The 19,885-nt window shown below is 55.5% G+C and carries 18 protein-coding genes; 14 read left to right on the forward strand and 4 right to left on the reverse strand.

From position 1 onward, the window contains the following. Positions 1-99 precede the first annotated feature (99 nt). The gene (locus tag LI953_RS13570) at positions 100-762 is read right to left on the reverse strand and encodes a hypothetical protein (protein ID WP_227076631.1); all 663 of its coding nucleotides are present in this window, start codon (positions 760-762) and stop codon (positions 100-102) included. A 1,154-nt stretch (positions 763-1,916) separates the two neighbouring features. On the opposite strand from LI953_RS13570, the gene LI953_RS13575 reads away from it, so the two are divergent. Together LI953_RS13575 and LI953_RS13580 are read left to right on the forward strand one after the other, a co-directional pair. After that, on the forward strand, positions 1,917-2,846 hold the full coding sequence (locus LI953_RS13575) for a helix-turn-helix domain-containing protein (protein WP_227076632.1): 930 nt from the start codon (positions 1,917-1,919) through the stop codon (positions 2,844-2,846). A 104-nt stretch (positions 2,847-2,950) separates the two neighbouring features. Next, the gene (locus LI953_RS13580) at positions 2,951-4,357 is read left to right on the forward strand and encodes an aldehyde dehydrogenase family protein (protein WP_227076633.1); all 1,407 of its coding nucleotides are present in this window, start codon (positions 2,951-2,953) and stop codon (positions 4,355-4,357) included. Positions 4,358-4,360: 3 nt separating this feature from the next. Here LI953_RS13580 and LI953_RS13585 read toward each other — a convergent pair whose 3' ends face one another. Next, positions 4,361-4,834 carry a MarR family winged helix-turn-helix transcriptional regulator gene (locus tag LI953_RS13585; RefSeq protein ID WP_227076634.1) on the reverse strand — a complete coding sequence of 158 codons (474 nt, stop codon included), beginning with the start codon at positions 4,832-4,834 and terminating at the stop codon, positions 4,361-4,363. A gap of 142 nt (positions 4,835-4,976) precedes the next feature. Between LI953_RS13585 and LI953_RS13590 the strand changes: the two genes are divergently transcribed. The 6 genes from LI953_RS13590 to LI953_RS13615 are packed head-to-tail and all read left to right on the forward strand — an operon-like array spanning position 4,977 to position 10,248. Next, positions 4,977-5,513: a VOC family protein gene (locus LI953_RS13590; protein ID WP_227076635.1), complete on the forward strand. Its 537-nt coding sequence runs from the start codon at positions 4,977-4,979 to the stop codon at positions 5,511-5,513. Between the two features lie 24 nt (positions 5,514-5,537). Continuing rightward, positions 5,538-7,151, forward strand: a complete 1,614-nt coding sequence (locus LI953_RS13595) for an FAD-dependent oxidoreductase (protein WP_227076636.1) — start codon at positions 5,538-5,540, stop codon at positions 7,149-7,151. Between the two features lie 12 nt (positions 7,152-7,163). Beyond that, positions 7,164-7,355, forward strand: a complete 192-nt coding sequence (locus LI953_RS13600) for a DUF2783 domain-containing protein (RefSeq protein ID WP_227076637.1) — start codon at positions 7,164-7,166, stop codon at positions 7,353-7,355. 18 nt (positions 7,356-7,373) lie between these two features. Continuing rightward, positions 7,374-8,648, forward strand: coding sequence for a fumarylacetoacetase (fahA, locus tag LI953_RS13605; RefSeq protein WP_227076638.1), 1,275 nt, complete (start codon positions 7,374-7,376; stop codon positions 8,646-8,648). Beyond that, positions 8,645-9,289: a maleylacetoacetate isomerase gene (maiA, locus tag LI953_RS13610; protein WP_227076639.1), complete on the forward strand. Its 645-nt coding sequence runs from the start codon at positions 8,645-8,647 to the stop codon at positions 9,287-9,289. Before fahA ends, maiA begins: the two co-directional genes overlap by 4 nt. Positions 9,290-9,294: 5 nt before the next feature. Then, the gene (locus LI953_RS13615; RefSeq protein WP_227076640.1) at positions 9,295-10,248 is read left to right on the forward strand and encodes an MBL fold metallo-hydrolase; all 954 of its coding nucleotides are present in this window, start codon (positions 9,295-9,297) and stop codon (positions 10,246-10,248) included. 2 nt (positions 10,249-10,250) lie between these two features. On the opposite strand, the gene LI953_RS13620 is transcribed toward LI953_RS13615, so the two are convergent. Then, a complete protein-coding gene (locus LI953_RS13620; protein WP_227076641.1) occupies positions 10,251-11,339 on the reverse strand; it encodes an AraC family transcriptional regulator in 1,089 nt (362 codons plus the stop codon). A 138-nt stretch (positions 11,340-11,477) separates the two neighbouring features. Between LI953_RS13620 and LI953_RS13625 the strand changes: the two genes are divergently transcribed. Genes LI953_RS13625 through LI953_RS13635 form a run of 3 tightly spaced genes read left to right on the forward strand, consistent with a single transcriptional unit; the run spans position 11,478 to position 14,637 of the window. Next, entirely contained in the window at positions 11,478-12,941 is a 1,464-nt protein-coding gene (locus LI953_RS13625; RefSeq protein ID WP_227076642.1) for an APC family permease, read from the forward strand. Positions 12,942-12,953: 12 nt separating this feature from the next. After that, entirely contained in the window at positions 12,954-14,255 is a 1,302-nt protein-coding gene (locus LI953_RS13630) for an FAD-binding oxidoreductase (RefSeq protein ID WP_227076643.1), read from the forward strand. A gap of 25 nt (positions 14,256-14,280) precedes the next feature. Continuing rightward, entirely contained in the window at positions 14,281-14,637 is a 357-nt protein-coding gene (locus LI953_RS13635) for a cupin domain-containing protein (protein ID WP_227076644.1), read from the forward strand. A gap of 57 nt (positions 14,638-14,694) precedes the next feature. Here LI953_RS13635 and LI953_RS13640 read toward each other — a convergent pair whose 3' ends face one another. After that, positions 14,695-15,720, reverse strand: coding sequence for an AraC family transcriptional regulator (locus tag LI953_RS13640; RefSeq protein WP_227076645.1), 1,026 nt, complete (start codon positions 15,718-15,720; stop codon positions 14,695-14,697). Between the two features lie 127 nt (positions 15,721-15,847). Here LI953_RS13640 and LI953_RS15620 point away from each other — a divergent pair, with 127 nt between their 5' ends. From LI953_RS15620 to LI953_RS13655, 3 genes are all read left to right on the forward strand, one after another. After that, entirely contained in the window at positions 15,848-16,651 is an 804-nt protein-coding gene (locus LI953_RS15620) for a MoaF C-terminal domain-containing protein (protein WP_227076646.1), read from the forward strand. 372 nt (positions 16,652-17,023) lie between these two features. Continuing rightward, on the forward strand, positions 17,024-18,487 hold the full coding sequence (locus LI953_RS13650) for an APC family permease (protein WP_227076647.1): 1,464 nt from the start codon (positions 17,024-17,026) through the stop codon (positions 18,485-18,487). A 149-nt stretch (positions 18,488-18,636) separates the two neighbouring features. After that, complete coding sequence (locus tag LI953_RS13655; RefSeq protein ID WP_227076648.1) at positions 18,637-19,833, forward strand: hypothetical protein; 1,197 nt, start codon at positions 18,637-18,639, stop codon at positions 19,831-19,833. Positions 19,834-19,885 lie beyond the last annotated feature (52 nt).

Raw genomic sequence — 19,885 nt, forward strand, 5'->3', positions numbered from 1 at the left:
CTCTTTGTGAAGCTATGATTCGAACCAACACGAACCCCTTTCGTGGCGGCTAGCAGATGCGGGCGAGCATCAGTGCCCGAGGCGTCACGGGGCGCCATTTTAACCGTCATGCCCGGCGTCGCACGTATGGGAAGGCAGGGCCATCGACTGCCGCGCCGCCTGTCTGCCGAGCAGCCGGGCCAGCGCGAGGATGGTTTCATTTACAGCCGCTTCGGGGGCCGGCGGCGGAGGTGGAGTTTGTCCCTCAGCGCTCGTCTGGGCGCAGGGCGCACCGGGCGCTTGTGGCGGGATTTCCTTGATCAGTGCCGCGGTACTTTGCGACAGGGCTTCCAGCAGCCCGAAGAATGCCGTCAGATGGTCGGCGGCGCGAATCGTCGTCGCTGGCCCGACAAGGCTCGCCAGTGGCGGCGTGTCGAGCGAGGGCGAGTCGGTGATGGTATCATGTGGCCCGGCCAGGATCGGGCCGCTGAGCGGGGAGCGGGCCGAGGATGGCTCCGGCATGCGCCCGAACAAGGTGAGCTTCGTACCAGTGTCCAAATCCGCCAAGTGATGCTGCAGCTTCCACGCGGCGCTTTGGAGCGCCTCCAACTTCCGCCGGCGGGCCGATGGGGAGAGCTGCTGGCCCGTTCCGGCCTGGTAGGCGGCGACTTCCAGGACAACGGACTCGATCGCCGGCGCCGCGTTTTTGTCGCCAAACCAACGGCAGGAAATCGTTTCGAGATCGGCGCGCGCCGCCGCTGTTTTTTCAGGTCTGCGGCTCATTTTCCTAGAGAATCGCTGTTATATTAACCTTGATAAAACCTAATAAGTATAAAAAACCCAGTAAAATCAAACCCTTTTTTGGTGAGCGCTTGAGCTGAGGGCAAAGCGGGACCAACCCCGCGCAAAAAGCGAGGTTGGCGGCGCACCTTGACGTCGTCCGTGGTCCTTTTCCGGAGCCGCGCCGTCGCCTCGGGCCGGGCACGCCATGGGCGGGTGACCGGATGGTTCGCTGCTTCTCGACGGCAATCCCACGCCGCCGGGCGTCCATGGGCCTCGAACCTTCGCGGTGCCCTTCGGGTGCATGACGCCTACCCCACAGTACCCGTACGAGCCCGGCGCTGCCGTCTATGCTGACCACCTGACCCGGCCAGACCCGCGCGAATCGACGCCGGCCCGACGGGGCATACAAGCCGCTAGGCACCTGCCCGGCACCAGTATTTCCGTCTGCGTGAATCTCAAAATTCCGGCAAGGCTCAGGGGGGATATCCCCCGCCCGATAGGTCAGAAAATACGTCGTAGGGCAGTAACCACGACGCCAAATACTTACAGGCTGAGATCAGCACTCAAGTCCACCAGATTTGGACTCGCGTCTGGACAGCTTGTATAAGAAAATAAATTCTACTTCGCCCGATGTGTCAAAGTTTGAATAAAATGATGCTATATGATGGCGAAAATCGAAATGTCGAGCCGGGTGAAGGTCGTTTCGTTTCGAAATTTTAAGTGCCATATCCCGACATTCGGCCCCGACGGCGCAAAAATTCCTGGCACGGGGGTGGGCGTCTTGGCGTGTCGCCCATCCCCCCCCCCACCGGATCAAATCCGGCAGTAATGGCACCTTGCACGGGGCTGCCTGGATCTTGAGTGCAGACATGGCGGAGGTCGCGGCTCCGGATCTCGCGACGCTTGACCAATTTGGCCGGCGCCTAGGCAATTTTCTCGGTCCGCACGTCTGTCATCGCGCCCAACTTCAGAAACCATGGCGCGGCGTGTCCAGACCCGCTCATAGCTCCCGGCAGGGCTGCTCAAGTTGCGTGGTTAAGATGTGTGGCCAGTAATTCTAGAATCGTATAATGTCGTCGTTAAACGTCAAAAAGTATGGTTCGAGACGGCCAGGACTTAAATTTTCTGAGATGAGCAGAGGCGTAGGGGCGCCAATGGATCTAACGCAAACTTCGTTGTTTTCGTATCGGGATTGGGGAGTTGTCGGGTTTGATTCCTGGGCCGGAGATTTGCGAGCCGCATGTGGCAGTTTTCAGCCGGTAGCGGTGGATACGCGCGCCGGTGTGCGGGGGATGGCGAAGCGTGTAGAGTTGCCGAGCCTCACATTTGCGCATGTTGTCAATAACTTGGAGACGATCAGTCGGACGCCGAAAGACGTACGTCGTGATGATGAAGAGGTCTTTTTTCTGCTAATGCAGATTGAAGGCGCGTGTGGTGTGGAGCAGGGCGCCGCCCAGGTGATGCTTGCGGAGGGGGATTGTACGTTGGTCGATTCGACCCGTCCTCTTAATTTTTATTTTGGCGGGCGGCACTCCAACCAAATATCGTTGCATTTGCCGCGTCGTGCTCTGTTACATAAGCAGGACGGCAGGTCGGGCGGTTTGCGCCGATTAGAGGCGGCCGACCCCATGGCGGTGGTTTTGCGTGCGTTGGTTGTCAAGCTTGCCGCCGACCCCAATGAGGTGGCGCTGGGCGCTCTTTTGCTCGATGCGGCGAGCCAAGCTTTTCGGGGGCTTCCTGTCTCGACCGAGCCCACCCAAACTCGCCTGCAGCGCGCGCTGCTGCTGATCGAACAGCATTTGACCGAGCTATCGCTCGATTCATCCTGGCTGGCCGCAAGGCTGAAGGTATCTTTGCGCACTCTGCAGGATGATTTCCGCCCCACGGGGCAAACCTGTACCGAAGTGATCCGTGAGCGGCGCCTGCGCTGGATTGAGGCGCGGCTGCGCAGCGGCACGGCGCGTAATCGGGAAACCATAGCGGCTCTGGCCTTTGCCGCGGGGTTCAATGACATCTCCTACTTTAACCGGAGCTTTCGGGCTTTGTTCGGCTGTGCGCCGGGCGACGTGGTGACGCGCCGCTGAGCGCGTTGCGTTTTTGTCCAATTCGGATCGCGCTTGCGGCCAAGACGAGTGATCCGAGGCGGTATTAGGGTCTTCTCTGTCCAATAAATTTCGGGGGAGCCGACATGAACTCTTTTGCCTTGATTATAAATGGCAAGCGCGTGGAGGCCGCGCAGCATCTGGATGTGTGTAATCCGGCGGATGGTAGCGTTGCGGGACGGATGCCGGTCGCCACGGAGGCGCATCTGAATGACGCCGTGGCCGCCGCAGCGGCCGCATTTCCAGCCTGGGCAGCCACGCCAGACGAGGAGCGCCAAGCCCTTTGCTTTAAGGTTGCCGACATTATCGAGGCACATGCCGAGGAGTTGGCGCAATTGCTCACTCTGGAGCAGGGTAAGCCGCTGGGCGGGCTCGGTTCGCGCTTTGAGTTGGGAGGCGCCATGGCCTGGACTCGCGCAACCGCTGCTCTTTCGCTGCCGGTGGAAGTGCTGCAAGACACGCCCGAAGGCCGTGTGGAGTTGCACCGCAAGCCGATCGGCGTGGTGGGCTCCATAACTCCCTGGAACTGGCCGGTGATGATCGCCTGTTGGCACCTCATTCCCGCCATCCGCGCGGGTAACACGGTGGTCAGCAAGCCCTCCAGTCTAACGCCACTGTCTACTCTGCGTATGGTCGAGTTGATGAATAAGGTGCTGCCGCCCGGCGTGGTCAATGTGGTGACTGGCGGCGGCGGGCTTGGTGGTGCCCTGTCGGCGCATCCGGGGGTGAGCAAGATGGTGTTCACCGGCTCGACGCCCGTTGGCAAAAAAGTGATGGAAGCCGCGACGGGTACCTTGAAGCGTTTGACGCTTGAACTGGGCGGTAATGATGCCGGGATCGTGCTGCCTGACGCCGACCCGAAGGCCATTGCGGAAGGTCTGTTCTGGGGCGCGTTCATCAATAACGGCCAGACCTGCGCGGCGCTTAAGCGGCTTTACGTGCATGACAGCATCCATGATCAGGTCTGCGAGGCGCTGGTGGCCTATGCCGCCAACATTCCCGTGGGTGATGGCCGGTTGGAGACCAGCGTGCTGGGCCCCGTGCAGAACGAAAATCAGTTCAACCTGGTGCGCGAGTTGGTGGATGACGCCAGGGCGCATGGCGGCAAGGTGCTGCTGGGCGGCAATCCGAGCAATGGGCCGGGGCATTTCTACCCGCTGACGCTGATTTCGAATGTCGATAATGGCGTGCGGGTGGTGGATGAGGAGCAGTTCGGGCCGGTGCTGCCGATCATCCGTTATTCGGATGTCGAGGAAGCGATCGCCCGGGCCAACGCCTCTGAGTTCGGGCTTGGCGGCTCAGTGTGGTCGTCGGACATCGAGGCTGCGAAGAAGATCGCCAAGCGATTGGAGTGCGGCTCGGTTTGGATCAACAAGCATGGCGCCATCCAGCCCAACGCGCCGTTTGGCGGTGTCAAGCAGTCGGGTTTGGGCATCGAGTTTGGTGTCGAGGGACTCAAGGAATTCACCACCGTCCAGACGCTTTTGGTTTGAGGTTCAGCCAAGCTGCTCGAGTTCGCGAGCCCTTGCGGTGAGTGCCTCGAGCAGCCGCGCAAGCGTGGTGCGCTCTTCAGGAGTGAAGCTCTCTAGCAGAAACGCCTCGCGGGCGAGGATCAGCGGCACGATTTTGCGGTAGATCGCCTGGCCCTGGGGGGTGAGTTCAAGAATTTTGTTCCGCCGGTCATGTGGGGCGTCGTACCGGCGCAGCAAGCCGCGCGCCTCCAGGCTGGCCACGGCACGGCTCACGGTCATCTTGTCCTGGGTGGAATGGGCGCAGATCTCGGTGGCCGAGACGGGCCCGAGGTCCGAGAGTGAGGCGATGATCCGCCATTCGGGGCGGGTCAGTTCAAACCGCTCGGCATAGATCCGCGCGGCCACCTTGGAGACCAAATCGGCCAGGGCGACCAGGCGGTAAGGCAGGAAATCATTGAGCGTCAGGACTGCGCCCTGATTGTCGTGTTCGAGAGTCATATCAACCGCCATTCCGTATCGTCAGTTATCACATATATAAATAAATATCTTTTCTAATGAAGGCAAAAATTAATATTAGTCACTATTGATACTAACTGGTAACTCGTGTTACGAACGCATTATCTTTAGGGGAGAGACCGTTATGTTGATCAAGAAAATTCACCATGTCGCCTACCGCTGTAAGGATGCAGGCGAGACAGTCACGTTTTATAAGCAACATCTGGATATGGAGCTGGTCGGGGCTTTTGCCGAAGACCATGTGCCCTCGACCAAGGCGCCTGACCCCTACATGCACATCTTTCTTGAGGCCGGGGCCGGCAATATTCTTGCCTTTTTCGAGCTGCCCACCCAGCCCGAGATGGGCCGCGACCCTAATACCCCGGACTGGGTGCAGCATATCGCGCTGGAAGTTGAAAGCATGGACGCGCTCCTTGCCGCCAAGGAAAAGCTGCAGGCGGCTGGTATCGACGTGGTGGGGCCGACCAATCATGCGTTGTTCCATTCGATCTATTTCTTTGATCCCAATGGCCACCGGCTTGAGCTTGCCACCAACACCGCAGGCCCCGCCGATTGGCAGCGTATGAAAGACTGCGCGCAGCTGATGATCGAGGACTGGAACAAGACCAAGACACCGCCGCGCCACATGGCCTGGGCGCATGCCGCCGAAATGAAGAGCTGACCGGCGGCAAGGGGAGGAGCCAAAATGTTTAAGACCTATACTTACCCTAAATTCCCTTATGTGCAGTCGCCTGAGCAAATGGCCGGCGATGTGAAGCGCCATAAGCTGGTGATCATCGGTGCGGGGCCCATTGGGCTGACCGCCGCGTTGGATGCCGCAGCACACGACCTGTCTTGTGTGGTGCTGGACGATAACGATACGGTGTCTGTCGGCTCGCGCGCCGTCTGCTACGCCAAGCGTTCACTTGAGGTGTTGGACCGCCTGAATATAGGTGAGAGGATGGTCGAGAAGGGAATCGGCTGGAAGCTGGGTAAGGTGTTCTTCAAAGACCGACTTTCTTACCAGTTTGACCTGTTGCCCGAAGACGACAACAAGATGCCGGCCATGATCAACCTCCAGCAATATTATCTGGAGGAGTACATGGTTGAGGAAATCAGCCGTCACCCGCAGATTGATCTGCGCTGGAAGCACAAAGTCATGGCGATCGAGCAGAAGGCGGATCACGCGGTACTCACCGTTGAAACGCCAGATGGAAGCTTCAAGATGGAGGCCGACTGGGTACTTGCCTGCGATGGCGCCAATTCCTCGGTTCGGACCATGGTTGGCGCTCAATTCACCGGTCAATTCTTCCACGACCGTTTCCTGATCGCCGATGTGATCATGAAGGCTGAATACCCGACAGAGCGCTGGTTTTGGTTCGACCCGCCGTTTCATCCCAACCAGTCGGTGCTGCTGCACCGTCAGCCCGACGATGTCTGGCGCATTGACTTCCAGCTTGGCTGGGACGCCGATGCCAATGAGGAGAAAAAGCCCGAACGGATCATTCCGCGCGTCAAGGCGATGCTGGGCGATGAGCGCGAATTCGAACTGGAATGGGCCTCGGTCTACCAGTTCGCCTGCCGCCGGATCGATAATTTCCGCTACGGCCGGGTGCTGTTCGCCGGCGATGCGGCGCACCAGGTCTCGCCTTTTGGCGCGCGTGGCGCGAATACCGGCGTGCAGGATACTGACAATCTGCTCTGGAAGCTGAAGCTGGTGATTGGTGGCGACGCGCCCGTTGGCTTGATTGACAGCTATAATGAGGAGCGGGCCTTCGCGGCCGATGACAATTTGCTCAACTCCACCCGCGCGACTGATTTCATCACGCCCAAGAGCGCATCGAGCCGTCTCTACCGTGATGCCGTTTTGCAGCTCGCGGAGGATAAGGACGCCGAGTTTGCACGCAAGCTGGTCAATTCCGGCAGGCTTTCCAAGCCGACGCCCTACATCCATTCCTCGCTCAACACGCCCGATGAGGATCTGTTCGCGGGCGCCATGGCCCCTGGGACGAACTGTGCCGATGCGCCGGTGAAAGTGTCGGGGCAGGAAGCTTGGTTCCTCAATCAGATCGGTGGTGGCTTCACGCTGCTTAGCTTTGGTCCCGCTCCGGCGGCAAGTGTGTCCTTCGGGCGTATCGCCGCGCGCGTGCTCGAAGTTGGCCGCGATATTGAGGACCTCAAGGGCGTGCTCGCCGAGCGCTATGATGCCAAGCCAGGCACTGTCTATCTGCTGCGTCCGGACCAACATGTGTCGGCACGCTGGCGAACATTTGATGAAGCGAAGATTACCCGGGCCCTCGCCCGCGCCTTGGCCGCCTGAAAGGAGCCTCAGATGAGCTTGATCCTGAATCCTAACATTGATGATTTCGATGATTTCTACAAAGAGCTCATCGACAGCCAGCGGCATATGAATGATGCAGATGCGGCCCAGATGAACTGCAAGCTGGTGCTGTTGCTGGCCAATCATGTTGGCGATCGTGCCGTCATCCGCGAGGCATTAGAGCGCGCTGGCGGCGCGGTCTAGGTGAGGGCAGGGAGTGTCATGATCAAAACATCCTGGGTCGGGGGCGCCAACGCTCCCGAAGCCGATTTTCCGTTAAATAATCTGCCTTATGGCGTGTTCAGCCGGGCGGGAGAAGGGCTGCGTTGTGGCGTAGCCATTGGTGATTTTGTCGCTGACCTAGCTGTGCTTGAGACGGCCGGGCTGCTGGAGGTATCCGGCTTCACTGCGCCGGTGCTTAATGGCTTCATGGCGCGCGGTAAGGCCGCGTGGGCCGCTGCCCGCGCGCGCCTGGCGGAGCTGTTCGCGCAAGCCGGTGACCCGGTACTGCGCGACAATGCCGCGCTGCGCGAGGCTGTACTCATTCCGCGCTCGGATGTGACCATGCACATGCCCTTCGCAGTGGCGGGCTACACCGATTTCTACGCCGGCCGGCATCATGCGGAGAATGTCGGCACCATGTTCCGGGGGGCTGAGAACGCGCTGCCGCCCAACTGGCTCAGTATTCCCATCGGCTATAATGGCCGCGCCTCCACCGTGGTGGTGAGTGGCACTGAGATCCGCCGGCCTTTGGGGCAAATCAAGCCCCCTGATGCCGAGTTACCGGTGTTCTCGCCCACCAAGCGGCTCGATATCGAGCTGGAATTTGGCGCCGTGCTGGGCCAAGGCACCGAGATGGGCGCGCCGCTCACCGTTGCCGAAGCCGATGAGCTCATTTTTGGCTATGTGCTGCTCAATGACTGGTCGGCCCGCGATATTCAGGCATGGGAATACCAGCCGCTCGGCCCCTTCCAAGCCAAGGTGTTCGCCACCTCCATCAGCCCCTGGGTGGTGACCCGAGAAGCGCTTGAGCCATTCCGCGTGGCTGCGCCGAAACGCGCCAGGCCGCTTCTGCCTTACCTGCGTGAGCCTGGCCCCATGTTGTATGACGTGCAACTGGAAGTGCACATGCGTGCGGCGGGCCAAGAGCAAGATACGGTTATCTCGCGCACGAACACGCGGGAGCTTTATTATTCAGCCGCCCAGCAATTGGCGCATCACGCCATTGGCGGTTGCAAAATGAGCGTGGGGGATTTGTTGGGCTCTGGCACCATCTCTGGTCCCGAGAAGGATAGCCGCGGTTCGCTGCTTGAGATCACCTGGGGTGGCAAGGAGCCTTTGACGCTATCCGGCGGCGTCGAGCGGCGGTTTATCGAGGACGGCGACACCCTCACCCTCACCGGCTTCGCGCAAGGAGATGGCTACCGCATTGGGTTTGGCAACTGCGTAGGCACGATTTCGCCAGCGCCCGCCCTGCGTCCGGAGTGGATCGAATGAGCGCTAGTCTATACTCATATTATCGTTCCTCGGCGGCTTATCGGGTGCGTATCGCGCTTAACCTCAAGGGGTTGAGCGCGGATCTCGTGCCTGTGCATTTGCGCCACGGCGAGCAGCGAGGCGATGCCTACCGCGCGCTCAATCCGGCCGGATTGGTGCCTTGGTTCCAGGATGACCGGGTGGCTATGGCGCAGTCGCTCGCCATTATTGAGTATATTGAAGAAGTTCACCACGCGCCCGCGCTGTTACCGGCGGGGCTCGCCAACCGGGCCTATGCCCGCGAAATCGCCCTCACCATCGCGTGCGATATCCACCCCATCGGCAATCTACGTGTCCTAGACAAGCTCTCCGCCGACTACGGTGCTACGCCAGAGGGGCGGGCTGCCTGGAACCGCTATTGGATGGCGGCCGGCTTCGCCGCCATCGAGGCGCGGTTGGCGCGCACGGCGGGGCGGTTCGCCGTTGGCGATGCACCTACACTCGCGGATATCTGCATCGTGCCGCAAGTCTATAACGCCCGCCGCTTTGGGCTCGATCTCGCGCCTTACCCCATACTCGCGGCGGTGGATGCGGCAGCCCGTGAGCTGCCCGCTTTCATCGCCGCGGCCCCCGAAAACCAGTCTGATTTTCAAGAAGGATAAGACAGATGAGCACACCCGCTTTTGCCTCCACGGGCGACTTGGCCGAGAAGAACGTCTCGTTCACCCAGGTCGGCCCCAATCTTTATGCGTACACCGCCGAGGGCGACCCCAACACTGGCGTGATCATCGGCGATGATTCGGTGATGATCATCGACGCCCAGGCAACGCCTGCGATGGCTGCGCGCGTAATCGAGAAAATCCGGACCGTCACGGACAAGCCGATCAAATATGTCGTGCTCTCGCATTACCATGCGGTGCGTGTACTGGGTGCTTCGGCCTATGGCGCGTCGGAAATCATCGCATCGGAGAAATGCCGTGGCATGATCCAGGAGCGCGGCAACGAGGATTGGGCGTCCGAGCTCGGCCGCTTCCCGCGCCTGTTCCAGGCCGCTGAGTCGGTGCCCGGCCTCACTTGGCCGAGCGTGACCTTCAATGGCAAGATGACCGTGTATTTGGGCAAGCGCCGGGTGGAGTTGCTGCAACTCGGCCGTGCCCACACGGCGGGTGACATCGTGGCCTGGGTACCCGATGCCGGTGTGATGTTCACGGGTGATATCGTTGAATATCACTCGGCCTGTTATTGCGGTGATGCGCATTTTAATGACTGGCCGGCGACGCTCGATGCCATCGCCCGCTACAACCCTAAATCCATTGCGCCCGGCCGTGGCGACGCTCTGGTTGGCACAGAGCAGGTGACGGCGGCGCTAGACGCCACGAAGGATTTCGTGACCAGCACCTATAACGCGGTGGCGGAAGTGGCCGCCAAGGGAGGCACATTGAAAGAAGCCATGGCGGCTTGCCGCGCTGCATGCGACCATAAATTTGGCAATTATGCCATCTATGAGCATTGCTTGCCGTTTAATGTTGCCCGTGCCTACGATGAAGCTCTGGGCATCGACACACCTCGCATCTGGACGGCCGAGCGCGACCGCGAGATGTGGGCGGCCTTGCAGGGCTGAATTCAGTCTTTCTTTTGTTTCGTCCGCTGAAATTCGGCGGGCGAAACCCCTTCCCAGGCTTTAAAGGCCCGCCAGAAGGCGGTTGGGTCGCCATACCCCACCGCCTGCGACACCGCACCGATATGGCGTCGGCTGGTTCTCAGCAATGCCTTGGCTTCCTGCGCCTTTATTGTCCGCACAATATCGCGCACGGAGGTCCCTTCCTCGGCTAAATACCGTTGCAGTGAGCGCGGTGGCAGTCCGAGTTCGGCCGCCAGCAGCGTCAGGCTGACTGGCGCCCGCCCCAAATCGCGCGCCACTAATTGCCGCACTTGCTCCGAGAGTTTTGTCTCCTCAGTTTCTTTAGCCATCATATCTTCGACATGCCGACGCAGAAACGGAGCGAACCCGGCATTCGTCCCCTGCACCGCACGGTCCAGATCATTATTGTCGATTACCAATGCATTAGCGGGCTGGTCGAAACGCAAAGGCGCTCGAAACATGGCCTGCAATGCCTGAGCTTCATGCGGGCGGGAATGCTCGAAATGCACCTCGACCGGCGCCCATCCGCCACCCAGGTAAGTGCGGATCATTGCGCATGTCGCGGTCAGGGTGAATTCAGCATCCTGACGCCTTGGCCAAAGATCTGGATCCAGTATCCGGTAAGACCACATGCCCAGCCCGCCCTGATCATGCAGGGTGATTTCAGTTGCGTCCTGCCAGGCGCCTATGTAATGCGCGAGATTTTTAAGCCCAATCCGCAGGCGTGGACTGGTGAGAACCAGGAAGCCGATCGGTCCCAGCAGCTCACCGGGTGGATTGGTAATGCCCATTCGTGCGCCAAGCAGCGCATCATTAGCCAGCGTGGCCGCATCTTCAAATAATTTTAAATATCGTGCCAGCGCGATACGCTCATAAAGGTCTGTACGCGTGCTTCTTATGCCGTGCTCGCGCCGCAAAAAAGATGAGCCGCCCGGACAATATTGAATGGCGGAAATCACCTGATTGACAACCGAGGAGCGAATCATCGGCACGCTATCTCGTAAAGTATTGCGTCGCAGCATGGCACTCTCCAAAATACATCGTTTTTGGCTTTTTTTCAGTTGGCGCATTTTATCTGAGTTTTGGCGTAAATTGCAATCGTCCAGTGTTTGATGATCATAGTTTAACTGACCTCGCGGATACGCCAAATAAAGAACCAGTCTTCGGCTCGTCCAGCGGTTATAAATCAATCTAGGGGGTCTATTCCTATGAACTACGAACATACGGAAACTCTGGCGCCATTGGCGCCGGCGGCCAATCAATTGCGCAAGGGCGCGCTTGGAGCTGGAGCGGTCACGTTTTTCGTTATTTCGGCAGCTGCGCCTCTGGTCGCCATTGCGGGCGGCGCACCTTTGGGCATGCTGCTAGGCAATGGTGCGGGTATGCCGGGCGCCTATCTCATCACCGTGCTTATTCTGCTCTTGTTTGCGGTCGGCTATTGTGCGTTGGCGCGCCATGTCACCAATGCTGGCGCATTCTACGCATTTGCCGCGCGGGGTCTGGGCGGCATGGCGGGCGGGGCATCATCGATGATCGCGCTGATCGGCTATAACACCATGCAAATTGGGCTTTACGGCATGTTCGGCGCCGCAGCGCAGGGGCTGTTTCAGCAGGCTGGTATTAACCTCCCGTGGTGGGCTTATTCTTATATTGCGATGGCCAGCATTGCGGTTCTTGGCTACCGCCAGGTTGATCTGTCGGCAAAAGTTCTTACGCTGCTGGTGGCGGCAGAATATCTATGCGTGCTAGTGCTCGATGTCGCGATCATAGCCAAGGGTGGCGATTCCGGCTTGAGTGCCGCGCCGTTTGCGCCGTCGCACGTCTTCAGCGGTGCGCCGTCGATCGGGCTCGTGTTTGCCTTCGCCTGTTTCGTCGGATTCGAAGCGACAACCATCTATGGTGAAGAGGCCAAGGATCCTAAGCGGACGATCCCTAAGGCGACCTATTTTTCGGTGCTGCTGATCGGCGGCTTCTATATGCTGTCTTCGTGGTGTCTGGTGAATGCCGAAGGTTTAGGCAAGCTCGCTAGCTATCTGGGCGGGCTTCCTGATCCCACGCGCTTTCTGTTTAACATGGCTGATCGTTATGTCGGACACTGGCTGTCGGTCGTGATGAGTGTGCTGTTTGTCACCTCCGTCTATGCTGGCCTCCTTGCCTTTCACAATTCGGTGGCACGCTATTTTTTCGCCATGGGTCGCGAAGGGCTTCTGCCTGAGCATTTTGGCAAGACGCATGATAAGCACCAGAGCCCGCACACCGGCTCCGTCGCGCAGACCATTATTGCAGGGATCGTGGTCGGCATCTTTGTGGTCACCAAACAGGATCCCGTTCTGGCGTTGTTTTCATGGCTCACCAATGTTGGTACGCTTGGGGTCATCACGCTTATGGCTATTGCGTCCTTCGCGGTGCCGGCCTTCTTTGTCCGCAATCCTCATATGTCCGATGGCATATTCTCTTCCTATATCGCGCCGATTGGGGCGGGGATTTTGCTGGTTATCGTCCTCTACAACATCGTGATAAATTTTGCCCTGCTCACCGGGGCGTCTAACGTCCTGTCGTACAGTCTCACCGGCCTTATTCTGGCAGCGGCGGTTATTGGGTTGGCGTTGGCGCTGCGTCTGCGTGGCGCCGATGCTGCCCGCTATGCCTCTATCGGGCATGAGAAGATCTGAGGGTCAGTAACGATGAAAACTGTTGAATCTCCCACTTATTATTTTGCAACAAAAAAATACGACCTATCATTCCCGCGTTTGGCTGAGGATATCGATGCTGACGTGGTGGTGATCGGTGGCGGGTTCTCGGGCATCAACACAGCGCTGGAGTTGGCCGAGAAGGGGATCACCAACATCGTGGTCCTGGAGGGTAAATATCTTGGCTATGGCGGCACGGGTCGCAATGGTGGGCAGGTCATGGCCGGTATTGGCCATGATCTGGATAAGGTAAAAAGGCATGTTGGGCCGCAAGGTTTGGAGGTAATTTTTAAAATCTCCAATTTGGGGGCCGGTATTATTGCCGAGCGTGTGAAGAAATACGACATCAATGCCGATCTCTGCCATGGTTATGGGTATCTTGCCTACAACAGTCGTCAGGAAAAAACTCTAAGAGCTTGGCTTCAGGAGTTTAAATCAGTCGATCCGAACGAAGATATCGAGTTGCTCACCGGCGCGGATGTGCACAAAGTTGTAGGGTCGCCGGTTTATAAGGCAGCACTCAAACACATGGGAGGTGGACACGTGCACTCCCTGAACCTACTGTTGGGCGAGGCGAAAGCGCTAACGTCCTGGGGCGGACGCATATTTGAGCATAGTCCCGCCGTACAGGTGACATATGGCGATCGCGTTACGGTTCGCACTCCCGGGGGAACGGTGCGAGCTCAAAAGTTGCTGTGGGCATGCGACAGCTTCCTCGCCAATATGGAGCCATATATCTATAAGAAAACTATTAATACCTATGCCTATCAGTTGATGACCGAGCCACTTACGGATGAGTTGATTGAGCGTATTAGCCCAATCAGGGGCGCGTTTTCCGATATCAGCCCCGTCATCAACTATTACCGGGTGACGCGAGAGAATCGCCTGCTGTTCGGTTCGGCAACTCGGTATATTGAATACACGCCGTCGGATCTTGAAGCCTGGAACCGAACTCTCATGGTCGAGGTTTTTCCCTATCTTGATAAGGTGAGGATCGATCTGGCCTGGGGAGGTCCGATGGCGTGTAGCGCCAATCTGTTTCCGCAGATAGGCACCCTTCCAGATCGAAAGAACGTATTCTATGTTCAGGGATATTCCGGATTTGGCGTTACACCAAGCCATATTGTCTGTAAGGTGTTGGCAGAGGGTATGAGCGAGGGGTCGGCACGCTATGACCTTATGGCCAGCATCCCCCATGTCGACATCATCGGCAAAGACAAATTTCGGAACCTCTGGCTTACCGCCGGGAAGGTCTGGAATCAAGCGCAAGGCTATTTTAATGGCCGCGCACCTTAATTTTTCAGCAGAAGGAAAAAATTAGATGCTTGCACTCAAATCCTCCACAATTCCTGCACTAGAACCATGGGGCACGGTCGCAGATCTCGGTTCTACCATTATCGAGGGTGATGGAAAGGCATTTGGTTCTTTCACCCATGGTACTCCCGATGCGGCAGTCAGTGCAGGCTTTTTCGCTGTTACAAAAAGCACGTTTCGTATGGTGTATCCGTTCACCGAGCACGCAATCGTTCTAGAGGGCGTAGTTACACTGAAAAACGAAGCCAGTGGTGATGAGATGACCTATCAAGCGGGCGACGGCTGGACAATTGAAAAAGGTACGCCGTTGCTATGGAAAGTTCATAGCTCACGTTTTGTGAAGCACTACATGGCCTTCGTTTAAGGACTTATTTGGTGGCGGCTGAGCACCGCCGCCAAATAAAAACATAAAGAAAGCATTTCACGAATCTGTCTTTCCTTTTTTCTTTGCCGGGATATCTGACCATGAGCGGGCTGCACGCCAGAGAGCCGTATGATCGGCGTAGCCAAGAGCTTGTGCAATATCCGCGCGCTTGCGGATACCGTTCTCCAAGAGTGCGGCGGCCTCACTTTGGCGTACCTCCTGGATGATTGTACGTAAATTAGTGTCTGCGGCGGCCAAATGTCGCTGGAGCGTGCGTGGGGAGATTTGTAGGGTAAGCGCGACCAAATCGAGAGAGACTTCGCGATGGCTGAGTGCATTGCGCACTACATTGCGGACTTGCGTTAAAATGTTTGGCGGATCGCTCTGTAGTGGCGCCAGTACTCGAAGATATTCCTCGACATAAGGAATGAAACAGGCAAATGGCGTGTCATGTGGTAAGTCCAAATCGGTCGGATCCAATATCAATCTGTTATATGGCTGGCCAAAGCGAAGGGGTGCCCGAAACAACGTGCGAAGAGCGGAGGCGCAAGCGGGCTCCTCGTGCTCAAAATGAACCTCCAAGGGACGCCATGGCTTATTCAGACGACTGCGCAGCGCCATGTACATCGTCGCCATAGTGTACTCCGCATCTTGGCGACGAGGCCAGATTGTCTGATCATCGATACGATAGATCCATTTCGCTTCGTCGTTCGACATGTCTAGAAAAATGGTTGTTCCCGTTTGCCATGTACCGATATGCGTTGAGATTGCGTCAAGCCCCTGCCGCATAGTGGATGACGCCAACAAAAGAAAGCCGAGTGGTCCCAAGGCATCAGCGGTCGTTTGAGACATGCCGACATGTGCGCCCAAAAGGGGATCGCCATGATAGACGGCAAGTTCCTCGAATAAGGCAACGTAGCGAGCCAGCGGCACCGCAGAGAGGGAGCCTTGGAGCATTATGTTGGAAATGCCAAATTGGTCCTGGACTCGTCGGCGGATGGCGGGCGACCGCAGGCTGTCTAGTAAAATAGCCACGAGTGGCGATCGAATTTCAGGTGTGAAGGCTTGCAAGCTATTGATCATGCGGACCTGCATTCAGCGTGGCAATGGCGGATTTTATCACAACTTTGTCGTACTTCGCCATTCCGTGATAGTCGAAGACAGCATAATTTCAAATCCAAGTAAATAGTTTTGACTACAGGAGGATGATGTGAACGGCACCGGCAATTGGATATCAGTCGGAGATTTGGCTGGAGGATTTGCCCAAGAGAGCAATATTTTATCGCCATCTTATGGTCTTGTCGGCAAGACAATAGATCTTGCATTTGACGATGGGACGGCATGGCAAGTTCGCATCACTCTCGAAGCAGGTCGGCAGTTTGTCGATTTTGAAAATGAACTCCAAAAGGAAGCGCGAATAACGTCGCTCAGAGATTCTCTTTACTTTATTGATTTTCTTGTAAGCGAAAAATCCATGACTTTGATTGTGGATTACGAGACCGGTTCAGCTTTGATAATCGAAGGAGGGCTGCCATCTGCGGAAGAAATTTCGGGTGGTTTGCTTGCGCGAGCCAAGGTAGGTTTGCCGCTTACTGCAGTTAAGGTTTCGTTCCGAAGGGCGCGAGTAGCGGGCAAGTATGGACAGTTCGGTTTTCCTCGCACCAGTGAGCTTGTGGGCAAGCGGATACGCTACCAGTATAGTGTCACGGAGTTGTATGAACATATCTATCTCAACGATATGCTCTATACTTGGCATTGTTTGAATGGTGTGGAAGCCGGTTTAGCGGACACGGATTTGTGTCATTATTTCAAGATCAGAGATTCTCTATATTTATTTGTCTGGCAGGAGAAAGTTGTGCCTACATTGGGTATTATCTTGGTCGATCTTGAGCGCTTTAAGACAGATGGAAAGATATTCGGAAATATGGATTTCTTAGATGATAATATTTCGAACTTCGCCGTGGGAGCGATTGCTGATTTTGTCAATTTCACGCAGCCATCAAATCTGGAGTGATCGCGAAGCCAACCGTCATGAATATAGCATCTGACGTTGGAAGCGGAGAATTGTGTGAGCGACAACGAGCGAGGGGTCGCTTCTCAAAGTCATCTTACCGGAGTGAGCCAAAACGATTGATAAAATTCAATTGTTTGCAAGGAAAGAATCGCCAATTATATAATTCAGAAACGTCTTCTCGAGAGAAGGCGGTATTACGAAGTTTTCGATTTTCCCGGTGATTTGGCTTTGGCGTATATTATCGTGTTGTTGGCGCTAGATGCAATTGTCGTTGCCAATGCTGCGGTGTTTAAAAAACATCGTCCAGGTTGAATAGAAATAACAGTAACCCGCTCGTCCAGCGGCTCAAAACAATATTGGGGGTATATTCCTGTGAGCTATGAACATATCGAAACGCTGCCGCCCTTGGCATCGGCAGCCAACCAGCTTCGTAAGGGCGCGCTAGGTGTCGGTGCTGTCACTTTTTTTGTTATTTCTGCAGCTGGTCCCTTGGTGGCGATTGCCGGAGGGGCGCCTCTTGGCATGTTGCTGGGCAATGGTGCGGGTATGCCTGGCTCCTATCTCATCACAGTTGTTATTCTATTGTTGTTCGCGGTTGGCTATTGTTCGCTAGCACGTCATGTAGTCAATGCTGGTGCATTTTATGCTTTTGCGGCGCGAGGGCTGGGTGGTATGGCGGGCGGTGCGTCGTCCATGGTTGCACTGATCGGCTACAATACCATGCAGATCGGGTTGTATGGAATGTTTGGAGCCGCTGCGCAGGCTCTTTTTCAGCAGGCCGGCTTTAATTTGCCTTGGTGGGTTTACTCCTATGTAGCCATGGCAAGTATTGCGGTTTTGGGCTACCGCCAGGTTGACCTATCGGCGAAAGTTTTAACTCTTCTTGTTGTTGCAGAATATCTTTGCGTTCTGATTTTGGACGTCGCTATCATAGTCAAAGGTGGCGATTCCGGCCTCAGTGCTGCGCCCTTCACGCCATCTCGGATATTTAGTGGATCTCCCTCGATTGGCCTAGTCTTTGCTTTTGCATGTTTTGTTGGATTTGAAGCGACAACAATTTATGGAGAGGAAGCCAAGGATCCAAAGCGCACAATTCCACTTGCGACGTATTTTTCAGTGCTACTGATTGGTGGTTTCTACATGCTGTCTTCCTGGTGCATGGTGAACGCTGAGGGTACAGATAAGCTCGTCGCTTATCTTGGTGGTCTGCAGGATCCCACCTGGTTCCTGTTTAATATGGCAGACCGTTATGTCGGTCATTGGTTGTCGCTTACCATGAGTGTATTGTTTGTTACATCGGTTTATGCTGGGTTGCTGGCGTTTCACAATTCTGTCGCGCGTTACTTTTTTGCGATGGGGCGCGAGGGGCTATTGCCCGAGCATTTTGGTAAGACGCATGCCGTGCATCAGAGTCCGCACACGGGCTCGATTGCACAGACGGTGATTGCAGCGATTGTTGTCGGAATCTTCGTTGTAACAAAGCAAGATCCGGTGCTAGCGTTATTCTCTTGGCTGACAAATGTAGCAACGCTGGGGATTATTGCGCTTATGGCTATTGCGTCTTTTGCTGTTCCATCATTCTTTTTCAGAAATCAAAAAATTTCCGATGGTCTATTCTCTTCGTATATTGCGCCGTCATTAGCGGGTATTCTTTTAGTTGTTGTGCTCTACAATATCGTGATCAATTTTACGGTCCTTACGGGGGCGTCTGCAATCCTGTCTTATAGCCTCACGGGACTTATTATGGCGGCTGCATTGGTTGGTCTGGCTTTAGCCATGCGCTTGCGTGCCAAGGACCCGGCAAGATACGCAACGATAGGCTATGAAAAGGTCTAAGGCATAAAAATGGAATTGTACGTTTAATTTTTCCCAGGAATAGGGCGGCGGGAAGCAGTAAAGATTATATAAGTTCTGAGTCGGACAAGATGTAATTAGTAATAACGTCGAAGAGTAAAATAGAGCACATAAACAAGGAGGATCTTTGGATGAAGACTGTTCTTTTTAGCACGACAACATTAGCGCTTAGTCTGGTTGTTTTAGTTGGAGTATTTCAATCGGCAAAGGCGTTAAATCCACCTCAAGCGATATCAATTGATGGCGGGCCTATTGGGGAGCTTGCGCTTTCCGGAGGTGTCGATGGATATGGGTATTATGCGTCAAATACAAGTGGAAGCCAGCTGTCCCACGGCATGAATATTGGAAATGCGATGGTTCAGTTACAGAAAAGTAGTGGTACTTTACAGTTTAATATTGAGGTTGGTGCGACGCAGGCGCCGCTAACTGTTGGCGCTCTGAGCTATGGGGGCGATGGACATTTATTGCAGACGTCAATCAGCAATTTTAGCACCGGCCCTCTTTATATTGGATCATTAACGATCTCGCCAAAAGACATGCCGGTAACGATCTCTGCAGGAAGATTAACTTCTCTCGAAGGGTACGAAGCTGGCATAGATTGGTATAACCCATCCCAGTTAACAACATCGATATTCTATGTACAGAACAATCAATCTGATGGTGTTGAAGCAAGCTACACTCTGGGGCCGGCGAAACTAAATGTTCTTTTTGGTGATGGTTGGGACACTCATGTATTTAACTTTCTACAGGCTTCGATCAATTATGTTGTAGACCAAAACAACTCGTTTTATGTCTATTACGCAGGTAATCTCGGGCGTACAGGGTCGAATGCTTATACTTATGCATTGAACAGCGGTTGGGGGCCAAGTGGCTTAACGGTTGGCCAATATGGAGCCTATTATATTAATTCCCAGATGATTGGAGGCTTTTATAGTTATACGAAAAATAATTTAAATATAGTACCAGAGATGCAGTATGTCTATGCAAAGGCGGATCGGAAACTTGGCATTATGAAGTCTACTTCAAATCTTGGAGTGGCACTCTTCGGCAATTATGCCTTTGCCGATACGCCGTATTCCATTGGCGGCTGGGTAGAATATGAAAAATCCATTGGTGGTGGAAATTGGTTCATTGGACCTGAATCCGAAGGCGTTGGTTTTGCGGTGTCACCGACATGGCAATATAAAGATCTTTTTGCCCGCGTGAACGGCGGTGGTTTCTATCTTCTGCATAATCGTAGTAATGACGGAACTTCATATGGCTATGGAAATAGTGGCATAGACAAGTTCCAATTTGTCGGCACGCTCGAAACTGGGCTTCTGTTCTAAATTTGGTGAGGCCGAGGGCACCTCGGCCTCACCACACTGGGATGAATGTTTT

The organism is Acidocella sp. KAb 2-4, assembly GCF_020567705.1.
GTDB lineage: Bacteria > Pseudomonadota > Alphaproteobacteria > Acetobacterales > Acetobacteraceae > Acidocella.